This is a genomic window from Sorangium sp. So ce204, assembly GCF_051526795.1.
GTDB classification, from domain to species: Bacteria; Myxococcota_A; Polyangia; order Polyangiales; family Polyangiaceae; genus Sorangium; species Sorangium cellulosum_B.
The window spans coordinates 2597588-2610638 of the sequence record NZ_CP150317.1 but is presented as its reverse complement, the minus strand read 5'-3'; the positions used below and the strand labels follow the sequence as shown (position 1 = coordinate 2610638).

Annotated in this window: 10 protein-coding genes; 5 read left to right on the top strand and 5 right to left on the bottom strand. The window is 71.9% G+C overall.

Features of this window, described 5'->3' with window-relative positions; genetic code table 11:
- Positions 1–420 precede the first annotated feature (420 nt).
- Positions 421–1209: an FkbM family methyltransferase gene (locus WMF22_RS09900; RefSeq protein WP_437298846.1), complete on the bottom strand. Its 789-nt coding sequence runs from the start codon at positions 1207–1209 to the stop codon at positions 421–423.
- A gap of 459 nt (positions 1210–1668) precedes the next feature.
- On the opposite strand from WMF22_RS09900, the gene WMF22_RS09895 reads away from it, so the two are divergent.
- A complete protein-coding gene (locus WMF22_RS09895) occupies positions 1669–2535 on the top strand; it encodes an alpha/beta hydrolase family protein (protein ID WP_437298845.1) in 867 nt (288 codons plus the stop codon).
- A gap of 63 nt (positions 2536–2598) precedes the next feature.
- Here WMF22_RS09895 and WMF22_RS09890 read toward each other — a convergent pair whose 3' ends face one another.
- Positions 2599–3963, bottom strand: a complete 1365-nt coding sequence (locus WMF22_RS09890) for a PQQ-dependent sugar dehydrogenase (protein ID WP_438035557.1) — start codon at positions 3961–3963, stop codon at positions 2599–2601.
- Here WMF22_RS09890 and WMF22_RS09885 point away from each other — a divergent pair.
- Entirely contained in the window at positions 3949–5241 is a 1293-nt protein-coding gene (locus tag WMF22_RS09885) for a hypothetical protein (protein WP_438035556.1), read from the top strand. The genes WMF22_RS09890 and WMF22_RS09885 overlap by 15 nt on opposite strands.
- A 311-nt stretch (positions 5242–5552) precedes the next feature.
- Positions 5553–6866: an inositol-3-phosphate synthase gene (locus tag WMF22_RS09880; RefSeq protein WP_438035555.1), complete on the top strand. Its 1314-nt coding sequence runs from the start codon at positions 5553–5555 to the stop codon at positions 6864–6866.
- A 35-nt stretch (positions 6867–6901) separates the two neighbouring features.
- On the opposite strand, the gene WMF22_RS09875 is transcribed toward WMF22_RS09880, so the two are convergent.
- Both WMF22_RS09875 and WMF22_RS09870 read right to left on the bottom strand, forming a co-directional pair.
- Entirely contained in the window at positions 6902–7690 is a 789-nt protein-coding gene (locus tag WMF22_RS09875) for a calcium-binding protein (RefSeq protein ID WP_437298841.1), read from the bottom strand.
- A 222-nt stretch (positions 7691–7912) separates the two neighbouring features.
- A complete protein-coding gene (locus WMF22_RS09870; protein WP_438035554.1) occupies positions 7913–8914 on the bottom strand; it encodes a diacylglycerol/lipid kinase family protein in 1002 nt (333 codons plus the stop codon).
- Positions 8915–9514: 600 nt separating this feature from the next.
- On the opposite strand from WMF22_RS09870, the gene WMF22_RS09865 reads away from it, so the two are divergent.
- The gene (locus WMF22_RS09865; protein ID WP_012234436.1) at positions 9515–10198 is read left to right on the top strand and encodes a hypothetical protein; all 684 of its coding nucleotides are present in this window, start codon (positions 9515–9517) and stop codon (positions 10196–10198) included.
- 19 nt (positions 10199–10217) lie between these two features.
- Here the strand turns inward: WMF22_RS09865 and WMF22_RS09860 are convergent, their stop codons facing one another.
- The gene (locus WMF22_RS09860) at positions 10218–11732 is read right to left on the bottom strand and encodes a hybrid sensor histidine kinase/response regulator (protein ID WP_012234435.1); all 1515 of its coding nucleotides are present in this window, start codon (positions 11730–11732) and stop codon (positions 10218–10220) included.
- Positions 11733–11831: 99 nt separating this feature from the next.
- On the opposite strand from WMF22_RS09860, the gene obgE reads away from it, so the two are divergent.
- Positions 11832–12872, top strand: a complete 1041-nt coding sequence (obgE, locus tag WMF22_RS09855; protein ID WP_438035553.1) for a GTPase ObgE — start codon at positions 11832–11834, stop codon at positions 12870–12872.
- Positions 12873–13051: the final 179 nt, after the last annotated feature.

The window sequence follows — 13051 nt, the reverse complement described above, 5'->3', positions numbered from 1 at the left end:
CCCGCGCCGGCTGAAGCGCCTTGCCGGAGGCGCGGGCTCGCGCCGGGCGGGGCCCCGGCTCGGCACGCAGCGCTCTCCGTCCGGCTCGTTCGCGGGCAAGCCCGCCGCACTTCCCCGACGGTGCTCCACCACCTCCGGGCAAGCCCGCCGCACTTCCCCGACGGTGCTCCACCACCTCCGGGCAAGCCCGCCGCACTTCCCCGACGGTGCTCCACCACCTCCGGGCAAGCCTGCCGCACTTCCACCGAGGTCCTCCACCACCTCCGGGCAAGCCCGCCGCACTTCCCCGACGGTGCTCGACCACCTCCGGGCAAGCCCGCCGCACTTCCACCGAGGTCCTTCATCACCTCCGGCACCTCCGGACAGCCGCCGGGCGTGCTGGTCATGAAGGATGTCGACGCTGCTCGAAGCTCGGCGAGCTCACGATGAGCTCGTCGGCGCGGGTGCGGGTGATGAAGGCGCCGAGCCCCCGAGGCGGGCGTAGACGTCGCCCGATCCCGATCCGAGGGTCAGCGACGCGAGGAAGCGGCGGATGCCATCCGCGTCGAGCCACGCCGCTTCGCCGAGGACGAGGCTCTCTCCGCGGGACCAGTTGTAGCGGTAATCCCCCAGCGAGGTGAGCCGCTCGACGCACTCGAGCGCGGTCTCCCGCGCGGCGGGCAGGTATTCGAACGAGAGCGCGGGCAGCGACCTCGAGAGGCCCGAGAGCACCTCGGCCTCGAAGCCTTCGACGTCGATCTTCACGAAGGCGGGAACGCCGAGCTCGTCGATCAGCGCGTCGAGCGTGCGCACCTCGACCTCTGCGCCCTCGGACCATCTCACGCCCCGGAACGACGGATCCCTCCGTACCTTGTCGATCCAGGCGCGCGACAGCGTCGTGACCGTCGGCGCGCGCTCGCTGACGAAGAGGCGCGCTCGTCCCGGCGCCCGACCGAGCGCGGCGTGCAGGATGACGACGTCCCCGTCGCGTCCATAGAAGCCACGAAGCAGGCGGACGAACGCGGCCTGGGGCTCGACGGCGACGACACGCGCGCCGAGGCGGCGGAACGCGCCGATGCGATCCCCCGCGTGCGCGCCGACGTCGAAGCAGAGCGAGCCCGGCGTCACGAACTGCCCGTAAAGACGAGCCATCCGGCCGCCGCGGCGCGGCACGCCGTAGTACATCGCGAGCGAACGCGCGATGCCGAACCAGCTCTCCACGCGCGTCATCGCGCTCCTTCCGCCCCGCGGGTCGAGCCCGGAGCGTCGAAGGCCCCCCGGGGCCGCCTGGCGTACCTCGTGTCGTCCTTCGGCGGCGCAGCTCCGATCGTGAGCCGCCGCGAGCGACGGTAGCACGGCGCCCGCTCACCCGCCGCTCCACGGGGAGCGGTTCGATTCCACGTTACCGAGCGGCCGTTACGTCCACTTCCGGCGCGTCCGTCCGCTCGGCGAAGGCGACATCAACGGCTTCACTCGGGAGGATGCGCGGCGAGGCGGATGGATCCGCAGCGGCGCGTGACGGATCTTGGCCGCCGGCGTCACCGGCCGTGGTTGCGGGTCCACGGGGCGTCGGTGTCATCTCACCGTCGGTCACCAAGGTCGGGGTGGTCGTGCCGGTGAGCTCCTGATAAACGGACGCGCACCCCCCGTGGTCTTCCCGTCACCCCGATGCCCTCTGGAGAAGCCAGCATGAGTCGATTCGTCGGCAGCCGCAGCCTGACCGTTCGAGATCCGGTGAACGACCTCTCGTTCCCGGTCCTCGTGATGTACCCGACGCACGTCCCTGCCGAGGTCGTATCGATGGGGCCTTACTCGCTGGAGGTCGCCAGGAACGCGCCCGTGCACGGCGGCCCTCTCCCCTTCGTGCTCCTCTCGCATGGCGGCGGCGGGACGCCCCTCGCGTATCGGACGCTCGCGTCCCACCTCGCGCAGAGCGGCTATGTCGTCGCGATGCCCGAGCACCCCGGGGACAACCGCAACGATCGGTCGCTGACCGAGGCGGTCGAGAACCTGGAGCGCCGGCCGCGGCACGCCCGGCTGGCGGTGGACGCTGTCTTCTCCGACGCGGAGCTCGGGCCTCACCTGCTGGGCGACGACATCGCCGTCATCGGGCACTCGATGGGTGGCTACACAGCGCTCGCCCTCGCGGGCGGGCAGCCCTGGACGGGGCCGGGGCAGAGGGTCGCGGTCACGAAGGACCCGCGCGTCAAGGCGCTGGTCTTGATGGCCCCCGCTGCGTGCTGGTTCGTGCCCAACGACGCCTTGAAGGACGTCGAGGCGCCCATCCTCCTGCTCGTGGCGGAGCACGACCGCATCGCGCCGAGATGGCAGGGGCAGCTCGTCCTCGACCTCGTCCCCGACCCGGCCCGGGTCACGTTCCAGGTCGTCGAGAACGCGAACCATTACTCGTTCCTGAGCCCGTTTCCTCCCCAGATGCGGCGCCCGGACTTCTTGCCCGCCATCGATCGCGAAGGGTTCGATCGCGAGGCGTTCCACCGTCGGCTCGAGCGCGACGTGCGCGAGTTCCTCGACGCGGCGCTGCGGCAGAGCCCTTAGAGCGCCACGCCGGCAGCCCGTCCCGGAGAGAGCAGGCGACGCGCCGGCGGCCGTGGAGGCACCTCAGCCCGGATCGAGCCGGTAGATACGCCCCGTGTTGAACATCACCACGTAAACCTCCCCGGCCGCGTCCTCGCCGAACGAGGACGGCAGTCCATTCGGGTTCAACGCCGAGGTCAGCTCGACGGGATCGGTCGCTGCCTTGCCGTCCCACACGAACGAGAAGAAGCGACCCGTCACGTAGTCGGCGTACAGGTAACGGCCGCGCAGGCACGGGATCTTCGCCCCGCGGTAGACATAGCCGCCGACGATGGAGCCCGCCTCGCTCCGCGGGTGCTCGACCGCGGGCGGGAGGCCGCGCGGCTTGCACGTCGTGCCAGGAGGGTAGCAATGGGCGCCCTCCATCGTTTCCCAGCCGTAATCGTTCCTGCCCTGGCCAGGGCGCTCCACCAGGATCTCCTCCCAGCTCTTCTGGCCGACGTCGCCGATGTACATGTCCCCGGTGAGCCGGTCGAAGCTGAACCGCCACGGGTTCCGGAGCCCGTAGTCCCAGATCATCGGATCACCGCTCGTCATGTTGCCCGCCGGCGCCTTGCCCGGCTGATCGACGTCGATGCGGAGGATCTTGCCGAGCTTCGAGGTGAGATCGGCCGCGGGGCTCGGCGATCGCGCGGAGTCGCCGATCGCGGCGTAGAGATGGCCGTCCTTGCCGAAGGCGAGCATCCCGCCGACGTGGTTCCACGCGCCGTGCTTCACGTCGACGAGCGACCTGACCGGCTCGGGATGGGCGGAGTCGCCGCCCTGCGCCGCGCGCTTCCACTCCTCGATCACCACGTTGCCGCGCGGGGCCGACGAGTAGTGGAGCCAGAAGCGCCCGTTCTTCTCGTAGTCCGGGTGGAACGCGAGCCCGAGCAGGCCGCCCTCCGCGTTCGGCGCCGGAAAGAACACGCGCGAGCGCACGTCGAGGAACGGCGCCTGCTGGACGGCGCCGCCCTTGATGAGCCGGACGACCCCCGTCTTTTCGAGCACGAGGAGGCGCGACGGATCGCCGGGCGACCCGGCGACATACGTCGGCTGATCGAGCCCGCTCGCCACCAGGGTGAGCTTGAGCTGCGGGACGCCCCCGCACTTCGCCGGGCGAGCGAGCTCCGCGGCGCTCGCGGGCGCCCCCTGCGCCCCCTGCGCCCCCTGCGCCCCCTGCGCCCCCTGCGCCCCCTGCGCAGCCGGCGTGTCTTGCGCGGCGAGCGCCGCGCCAGGCGCCCCCGAGCCCCCCTGAGCCGCCTGGACCGGGCTCCCCGCCGCGGCCTGGCCGGGAGGGCCGCCCTCGCGAGGCTCCTCGGGCGGCCCCGCGACCTGCACGCGCCTGTCGCAGGCGGCTACACTGCCGGCGAGCAGGAGGCACCAGGCGGTCCGATGGCACGCTCTCATCAGATAGGCAGCGCGCCCCACGACGCGCCGGTGGCTCGGTCTCTCGGGCAAGCGGGCACCTCCCTCTCCACCTTCACCACGAGAGGCCGCGCCTGGCAAGCCGTGGCCGCGTCGCTGCTGCTGGCCGGCTGCGGCGGCTGCGGCGCGCAGGAGACGCCCGGGCCCGAACCGCTCCCCACCGCACCGGACCAGACCGCCCCGGCGGCCGCGACCACCACGCGCGCGGCCGGCACAGGCGATCTCCCCGGCCAGGGCGCGGCCCAGGCGCGCGGAGGCCTGCCGCCGTGCAAGGACGGCGACACCGATCCTCACGATCTCCGCTGCACCGGGCTTTACAGCGACCCCGGCGCGCGCACGATCGCGGCGGGTGTCCGCGAGTTCACGCCGGCCTTCGAGCTCTGGAGCGACGGCGCCGAGAAGACGCGCTGGATCTACCTCCCTCTGGGCGCGACAATCGATGTCTCCCGGATGAACGACTGGATCTTTCCTGTCGGCACAAAGCTGTGGAAGGAGTTCCGTCTGCCCGTCGCCGGCGCGAGCCGCCGTATCGAGACGAGGTTCCTGTGGAAGACCGCGGAGGATGGCTGGACGCGCGCCACCTACGTCTGGTCGGAGGACGGAGCGAGCGCCACGCAGGTGAAGGCCGGTGTCCCCCACGTCCCCGGCGCCCCCGACTATGCGATCCCGGCGCAGGTCGACTGCATCCGTTGCCACGCTGGCAAGACCGACAACCCGCTTGGATTCGAGGCGATCCAGCTCGCCGCGCGGGGCGCCGGCGGCCTGACGTATGCCGAGCTCGTCGAGCGCGGCCTCCTGTCGACGACAGCCGGCGGCCCGCTCCCCGGCGCGGCCGCGCTCGAGGTGCCCGGGACCGCGACGGAGCGGCGCGCCCTCGGCCTGCTGCACGTCAACTGCGGCGTCTCGTGCCACCACCCGCGCGGCGTCGCGACGCACTTCGAGATGCGCCTCGACGTCGACGCCGCCGGCCGGGTGGGCGACGTGCGCGGCACGCGCGTCTACCAGACGGCGATCAACCAGCCCGCGAAGGTCCGCCCGCCCGGAGCGCCGCCGGGAGCCCGCTATGACCGGCTGAGGCCCCTCGATCCGGATCGCAGCGCCGTGCTCCGCAGCATGTCCCGGCGCGACGCGCCCGGCGCGCCGCCCGAGCAGATGCCGCCGCTCGCGACCCGGCGCGTCGACGAGGAGGCCGTCGCCGCGATTCGCGCCTGGATCGAGGCGATGACCCCTGCCGCCGGCTACCCGCGCCCCTCCCCTTGATCGCCCGCCGGGGTAGCCCGGCGCGTCGCGAACACCCCGCCTCGTGGCAGCACCTCACGCCGCCGTCCGAGGCGCCGGGAGGAAGGGAGCGCCGGAAACGCGCGAAGGGCGCCCGCGGGAAACGCTGTTGCTCGCGCGCCGGCCCGTGGTGATCGCGGCCGTCGAGCTTCATGCTCCCGGCGGGTCGCAGCGCCGCGCGGCCTCGACCGCGCGGCCTCGACCGACCTCGCGCTCGCCGCGCCCACGGCGCCGGCGGATGCCCCGCCTTGCCCGGCGAGCGCCCACGACCACGACCGGGGGGAACACGTCACGTGAAGCAGCCGAAAGAGATCAAGACCGCGGAGGGCAAGCTCGGGGTCCTGCTGCCGGGGCTGGGCGCCGTCTCCACGACGACCATCGCGGGCGCCCTGCTCGCGCGGCGCGGGCTCGCGGCGCCCATCGGGTCGCTCACCCAGATGGGCACGATCCGGCTCGGCCGGCGCACCGACGAGCGCGCGCCCAGGATCAAGGATTTCTTGCCGATCGCGGCGCTCGATCAGCTGGTGTTCGGCGCGTGGGACATCTTCCCCGACAACGCCTACGAGTCGGCGCGGCACGCGGACGTGCTCGAGCACCGCCACCTCGACGCCGTCCGCGAGGAGCTCGAGCGGATCCGCCCGATGCCCGCGGTGTTCTACCCGCAGTACGTCCGGCGGCTCCACGGCAACCACGTGAAGAAGGGCGCGAGCAAGGCCGCGATGGTCGAGCAGGTCCGGGAGGATATCCGCGCCTTCCTGCGCGACAGCGGCGCTGCGCGCGCCGTCGCCGTCTGGTGCGGATCGACCGAGGTCTATATCGCGCCGGCGGAGGTCCACTCCTCCGTCGCGCGCTTCGAGGCGGGCCTCGCCGAGGACCACCCGGCGATCTCGAGCTCCCAGATCTACGCGTGGGCCTGCCTGAAGGAGCGCGTCCCGTTCGCGAACGGCGCCCCCAACCTGACGGTCGATTTCCCGGCCGCGTGGGAGCTCGCGAGCAAGCAGGAGGTCCCCATCGCCGGCAAGGACTTCAAGACCGGCCAGACCCTGATGAAGACGGTGATCGCCCCGGGGCTCAAGGCGAGGATGCTCGGCGTCGCGGGGTGGTTCTCGACGAACATCCTCGGCAACCGCGACGGCGAGGTGCTCGACGACCCGGACTCGTTCCGATCGAAGGAGGTCTCGAAGCTCGGGGTGCTCGAGCACATCCTCCAGCCGCACGTGTACGACGAGCTCTATGGCAAGCTCTTCCACAAGGTGCGGATCGAGTACTACCCCCCTCGGGGCGACGCCAAGGAGGGGTGGGACAACATCGATCTCGTCGGCTGGCTCGGCTACCCGATGCAGGTGAAGCTCAACTTCCTCTGCCGCGACTCGATCCTCGCCGCGCCGCTCGTGCTCGACCTGGCGCTCCTCCTCGATCTCGCGCAGCGCGCCGGGCTGCGCGGCACGCAGGAGTGGCTCAGCTTCTACTTCAAGAGCCCCATGACCGCGCCGGCCCTGTACCCGGAGCACGATCTCTTCATCCAGTCGATGAAGCTCAAGAACACGATGCGCTGGCTCATGGGGGAGGACCTCATCACCCACCTGGGCAACGAGTACTACGACTGATCGCCCGCGGCTCCGCGCCGCCCCCCGCGGCGGCGTCACTGCCAGCGCAGGTGCACGTCGACGACCGCGCCCGTCCGCGTCGAGGCGCCCTCCGAGAACGTGAACGAGGCCCGCTCGATCTCGCAGTTGCCGCGCGTGTCACAGCGCCGATCGCGCCCGTAAGAGAGCTCGATCGCGACGAGCCCGCGCGACGCGAGCGGCTCGAGCTCGCCGGCGCTCGACGCGCGGTTCGCGTCGCGGTCGCTCCAGAGCACGAGCCGCGACCACGCCTCGTCCCGCGCCGTGATCCGGCCGTCTCCGTCGGTGTCGAGCTCGCGGAGCGCGGTGAACCCGTTGTCCGCGCGGGCGCCGCTCGAGAGCACCGTCGCCGAGCCGAACAGCTCCTCGCCGCCGTCGATCGCCCCGTTGCCGTCCCGATCGAGCGCGAGCCACGGCGTCGCCGCGGTCGGCCAGTCGGTGGCGATCGTGGCCCCGAGCCCGCTCAGATCGAAGGCGCCGCTCATCGCGGTCACGTACTCGACAGGCCGTTGCTCGAACGAGAGCACGAGCGGCGTGCTGGCGGCGCCGCCGCCCGCCTGGCACCCGGTCCAGGTCGCCACCCCGTCGATGTCCTCGCACTGCTCGAAGCCCTGCGTCCCGTTGACGGTGCAGCTCCGGGACTCGCCGATCTCACACGCGGCCTCGGCCTCGTCGCCTTCGAGCTCCTCGCCTTCGAGCGCGCCCTCGTCGGTCCCCTCACCGCTTTCCCCATCTGTCACCTGCGCGGCGCATCCAGCGCCGATCGACGCCACGCCGAGGAGGAGCGCAAGCGAGGCAATTCCCATCGAACCGGAGCGAAGAATGGTCAGCTTGATGTTCATGGCACAGACCCGGAGCAAGCGTTGCGCCAGCCCCTCGCCGCCCGTTCATCCCGAGAAATCCCGGGGAGTCATGGCACCAGGAGCCCCGAAGCGCCCCAACGTGCCACCCTGCGCCATGAGCACGACACGAGTCGTGCCACTCTGGTCCAATCCGTGTCGTCTCGCGCCCTGCCGGACGGGTGAGCCTCATCCGCGCGGCGGCGCGTAGAAATCCACGATCCGGATCGGCTCGGTCAGGCGCACGCGCACCCGCGATCGCTCCCCGCGGACGTCGCCGCCGATCTGGAAGCTCGTCACCGGGTCCATCTCGATCGTGACCTCGTCCACGAAGTAATCGAACACCGTCTCCAGGTCGTCGTACTCGCCGCTCCAGATGCTCGAGAAGTTCCGCACGAACGTGAACGGCGAGACCACCGACACGCGCAGCTGCATCCGGTCCTGGCGATCGTCCGCATAGGGGAACATGCGGAAGCCGAAGCCGTAATAGGGGATCGTCGACAGCGCCGCGATCTTCGCCGGCCCCTCGTAGATGACGCCGCCCTTCTTGATGGGCGCCCCCAGCATCGCCCCCTTCTCGCCGACGCGGATCGCGTCGTTGCCCTCGTTGATGATGCGGCAGTGCGGTGTTCGCCGCACGAGGTAGCTCGGGATCGTCCGCGTCGTCGCGGCGACGGCGTACGCCACCGGCCCCGGCGCGAGCCGCTTCAGCGGGCCCCGCGCGAGCGCCGCCTTCACCGCGTTGTAGTCGCGGAGCATCACCGCATCGATCCCGAAGCCGCAGAACGGCGACAGGATGTCCTCGGCCTCCACCAGCCGCAGGTTGCGGCTCCCGGCCTCGGCGCGCAGCCGCTGGAGGTCGACCGCGAGCCCGGGCTTCGCGCCCGCGCCGCCGGACGCGCCGAGCACCCACGCCAGCGAGTTGCCCGTCCCCAGGCGCAGCAGCCCGAACCGCGGCAGCGGCAGCCCGCGCCGCTTCGCCTCGTTCACCACGGCCGTCACCACCACCGTGAACGTCCCGTCGCCGCCGCCCGTGAGGATCGTGCCGTAACCCCGGTCGACGAGGATCCGCGCGATGCCCTCGCTCTCCTCCACCCGCCGCGAGACGAACAGATCCCCGGTGTCAAGGATCTGATCGAGCGTCTCGATCACCTCCGCCGTCACGCTCTTGGCGTTGCCGTTCACCACCACGGCAATCCGGCTGCTCGCCGCGCCTCGCGGTATGTCGCTCGCACGACGCGGCGCATCAGCGACCACGGCCTTGGGGACGTCATCGGCGGGGCTGCGACCGGCGGGCGGAGAGGTCATACACCGCGATCTACCACGACCCACCCCTGCGCTTGGAGCGCGGGATGACGCGGGATCGCGCGGGATCGCGCGGGATGGAGGATGGATGACCAACCGCCCGGCCGGGCGGCCGGCGCGCGACAGGCGTCGCGGGCGCGGCCTTCGCCGAACCGCAGCGCCGAGCCCGCCGAGGCCGGCGATTGTGGACCGATGTGGCCAGCGCGACCCAGCGGCCCCGCCCGACGACCGGCTTTCGGGGAGGCCCGATAGCGTGCGATGCTCGCTGGTTTTGGCTCCGAGACCGATCTTGGGTCATGCTGCCCTTCGGGAAAGCGAGGAGCCTCCCCGAAACTTAGTGGACGGGGTGGTCGATTTTTTGGTAAGGCGACGACCTGGTGAGCCAATTGGGCTTGACAGCCGTGCGGGTCTTTACCGCCGCGCGGGCGGCGCGCGCTTGAGGCGAAGGGCCGCGACGATCTCGTACCCAGCGGGGGACGCAGCGACATGCCGAAGATCACAAAGCAGGGCAGCTCCGAGAAGGCGACGGGTATGAAGAAGAAGGCCTCTTCGAGCAGCAAGGGGGGCGCAGAAGCTCAGCTTGCGAAGCCCGTGAATCCGGTAATCAAGGAAGATTCGAAATCGGCGTCGAGCGCGTCGAAGCGTAAGCTCGGCCTCCGTGGCGCTGCGCCCTGGGCTGCGCGGCACGCCGCGAAGCACGCCGCCGAGGCGCGGGCCCGGGCCGCGGAGCCGGCGCCCCCTGGCAGCGCCCGGGCGACCATCCGCGTGCCGAGCGGCGCCGAGGAGATCAAGGCGAAGATCGCCGAGCTCCACAACCAGACCCAGAAGATCCGCACGCTCCGCAAGCGGCTCGACAAGGGGTTCTTCGATATCGGGGTGGTGCTCGCCGAGATCCAGCAGCAGGAGCTGTATCAGGCGAAGGGCTACGGCTCGTTCGAGGCGTTCCTCGAGCGCGAGATCGACCTCGGCAAGCAGACGTCGTTGCGCCTCATCAAGGTCGCCCACGTCTTCCAGCGCGAGGTGGCCCTCGACTACGGCATGGACCGGCTGTTCGTCGCGCTCGCCGCCCTCGAGGGCGAGGTGCCCAAGCCCGCCCCCTCCGCGATCCCCTCCGCCCCCGGCTCCAAGCCCCCTCTCCCCCTGAAGCCCCCCATGCGCATCGTCGGCTGAGCGGCGCTCACCCGCCCCGTCAGGCGCCAGCGCCGCGGGGGGGTGACGAGCCGATCGGGCGCTCGACAGGCTCGGGGACGAAGCGGGGGAGCCTCACCCGGACCGTCGTGCCGTCGGCGGCGTGCGCGTCGACATCCACGCGGCCCGCGTGCTGGTCGACGATCTTCCGGACGATCGCGAGCCCGAGGCCCGTGCCCGCCGCCTTCGTGGTGAAGAACGGATCGAAGATCTCGGCGAGGATCGTCGGCGCGATCCCCGGCCCCGTGTCCCCGATCGACAGCCACACCTCGTGCGCGTCCCCCGACGCGCACGCCCGCAAGACCCCGCCGTCGGGCATCACGTCGAGCGCGTTGACGACGAGGTTCAAGACCACCTGCTTGAGCTTCTCGACGTCGCCCAGCGCGAAGCAGTCGTCCGCGAGATCGCGGACGACCTCGACGTGGTGGCTCGCGAACGCCTCCTCCTCGAGGTCGAGCACGTCGCGCACGACGCGGGCCAGATCGACGGGCTCCCGGTGGGGCGCGCGCGGCCGGGCGAGCTCGAGGAACTCGCCGAGGAGCCGGCCCAGGCGGGCGATCTCCGCCTCGACGATGCCGACGCGCCGCTTCATGGGCTCGCGGATCGCCTCGTCGGAGAGGCGGTCGATGCCGCGGCTGAGCAGGTGGAGCTCCAGGACCGCGGCGTTCAGCGGGTTCCTGATCTCGTGGGCGAGCCCGAGGGCGAGCGGGGCCATGGCGTTCAGGGCCTCGGCGTCGGCGGCCCGCCGCTCGAGGGCGCGCCGCTCGGTCACGTCGATGCCGATGCCGTAGACGAGGTCGGTCCTGCCGCCGCGCCCGCCGCCGCGGACGCCGGAGAGGTGCCAGCGCACGCGGCGGATGGCGCCCACCGCGTCCCTGACGCCGACCTCGACCTCGGCGGCGGCGTCGCCCTCGACCACGCTCAGGAACGACTGGTTGAACCGGCGCTGATCGGGCTCGTCGACGAGCGCCTCGCAGAACGCCATGCCGAGCGCGGCGTCGCAGGAGACGCCGGTCAGCGCGGACAGGCGCGGGTTGAAGAGCGCGACGCTTCCGCCGGCGTTCAGGCCGAGGATGAGCACGTCCGCCGCGTCGATGATCGCCCGGTACCGGCGCTCGAGCTCTTCCCGCTCCCGCTTCAGCGAGATCTTCTCGATCGCCTGCGCCACCGTGGAGATGAGCTCCTCGGGGCGGAACGACTTGAGGATGAAGGCGAAGGCGCCGGCGCGCAGCGCGGCCATGGCGGCGTCGACGGTCGCGAAGCCGGTCACGAGGACGATCTCGCCGTGGGGGGCGGCGGCGCGGAGCGGGGCGATGAGCTCCAGGCCGCTCGCGTCCGGGAGCTTGACGTCGACGACCGCGACGTCGAACCCATCGCGCCGGGCGGCCGCGAGCCCCTGCTTGCCGTCGGGCGCGAGGGCGACCTCCACGTCGAGCTCGCGCGCGCCCTCGAGGACCTCGCGGAGGTTTCCGGCGAGGCTCGTGTTGTCGTCCACGATCAGGATTCGAGCGGGCACCTGGGGTCTCCTGGGCGAGCGGTCCGGCGGGCGGCCCGATGCGCGGGGCGCCCTTCCGCTTTGGGGTCTTTCCTAAATTGTATGCTATGAGCCGCCGTCATGCGGTTCGTCGATCGGTGCCGTCTGAAGGTGATCGCCGGGGATGGCGGCAATGGAGCGATCGCATTCCGTCGTGAGAAGTACATCCCGTTCGGCGGCCCCGCGGGTGGAGACGGCGGCCGCGGCGGGGACGTCGTCTTCGTGGGCGACGGAGGCCTGTCCACGCTACTCGACTTCACCTACGCGCGCACGCTCGAGGCCGACCGGGGCGAGCACGGGATGGGGAGCGACTGCCACGGGCGCGCCGGCGCCGACCGGGTCGAGAAGCTCCCCGTGGGGACGCAGATCTTCGACGCGGAGAGCGGCGAGCTGATCGCCGACGTGACCGAGCACGGCCAGCGGGTCATCGTCGCCCGCGGCGGCAAGGGGGGCCGCGGCAACCTGCACTTCAAGTCGCCGCACGACAGGGCTCCGCGGCGCGCCGAGCCGGGCGAGCCAGGCGAGGCCCGCGAGCTCCGCCTCGAGCTGAAGGTGCTCGCCGACATCGGCCTGCTCGGCTTCCCCAACGCCGGCAAGAGCACCTTCGTCGCGGCCGTCTCGGCGGCCCGGCCCAAGATCGGCGACTACCCGTTCACGACGCTCACCCCGATCCTGGGCATGGTCGAGATCGGCGGCGGCGTCCGGGCGGGCGGGTCGAGCTTCGTCATCGCCGACATCCCCGGCCTGGTCCCGGGCGCGAGCGAGGGGGTCGGGCTCGGCATCCAGTTTCTGAGGCACGTCGAGCGGACGCGGGCGCTCCTCCACCTCGTGACGCTCGACCCGGGCGAGGGCCGCGAGCCGCTCGCCGACTACCGGGCGCTCCGCAAGGAGCTCAAGAAGTTCAGCCCGGAGATCGCGGAGCGCCCGGAGATCGTCGTCCTGACGAAGGCCGATCTGACCGAGGTGCGCGAGGCCTACCCGAAGCTCAAGGCGCGGTTCGCGAAGGCGAAGGTGAAGCTCCACCTCATCAGCGCCGCGACGGGCGAGGGGGTGCCGGAGCTCGTCCGCGAGCTCGCGGCGCTCGCGCGCAAGCGGGAAGAGCCGGCAGAGCAGGACGGCTGAGCGCCTCGGCCCGGACGGCTGGCGCGGCGCGCGTCGACGGCGCGGCGTGAGCGCCGCCGCTGTCGGCGCATCGTGAGACGGCGGAGCCTGCTGGCTCGCCGGCTCGATCGGACACTGGCTCGCGGAACGCGGAAGACGCTGAAGAACGCGGAAGAACGCTGACGGCGTCGCAGCGCCGG

Excerpts from the sequence above, each read along its gene's own strand:
- WMF22_RS09895 (WP_437298845.1), top strand. The coding sequence starts at position 1,669 with ATGAGTCGATTCGTCGGCAGCCGCAGCCTGACCGTTCGAGATCCGGTG.
- WMF22_RS09875 (WP_437298841.1), bottom strand. The coding sequence starts at position 7,690 with ATGGGAATTGCCTCGCTTGCGCTCCTCCTCGGCGTGGCGTCGATCGGC.
- WMF22_RS09900 (WP_437298846.1), bottom strand. The coding sequence starts at position 1,209 with ATGACGCGCGTGGAGAGCTGGTTCGGCATCGCGCGTTCGCTCGCGATG.
- obgE (WP_438035553.1), top strand. The coding sequence starts at position 11,832 with ATGCGGTTCGTCGATCGGTGCCGTCTGAAGGTGATCGCCGGGGATGGC.
- WMF22_RS09885 (WP_438035556.1), top strand. The coding sequence starts at position 3,949 with ATGGCACGCTCTCATCAGATAGGCAGCGCGCCCCACGACGCGCCGGTG.
- WMF22_RS09890 (WP_438035557.1), bottom strand. The coding sequence starts at position 3,963 with ATGAGAGCGTGCCATCGGACCGCCTGGTGCCTCCTGCTCGCCGGCAGT.
- WMF22_RS09865 (WP_012234436.1), top strand. The coding sequence starts at position 9,515 with ATGCCGAAGATCACAAAGCAGGGCAGCTCCGAGAAGGCGACGGGTATG.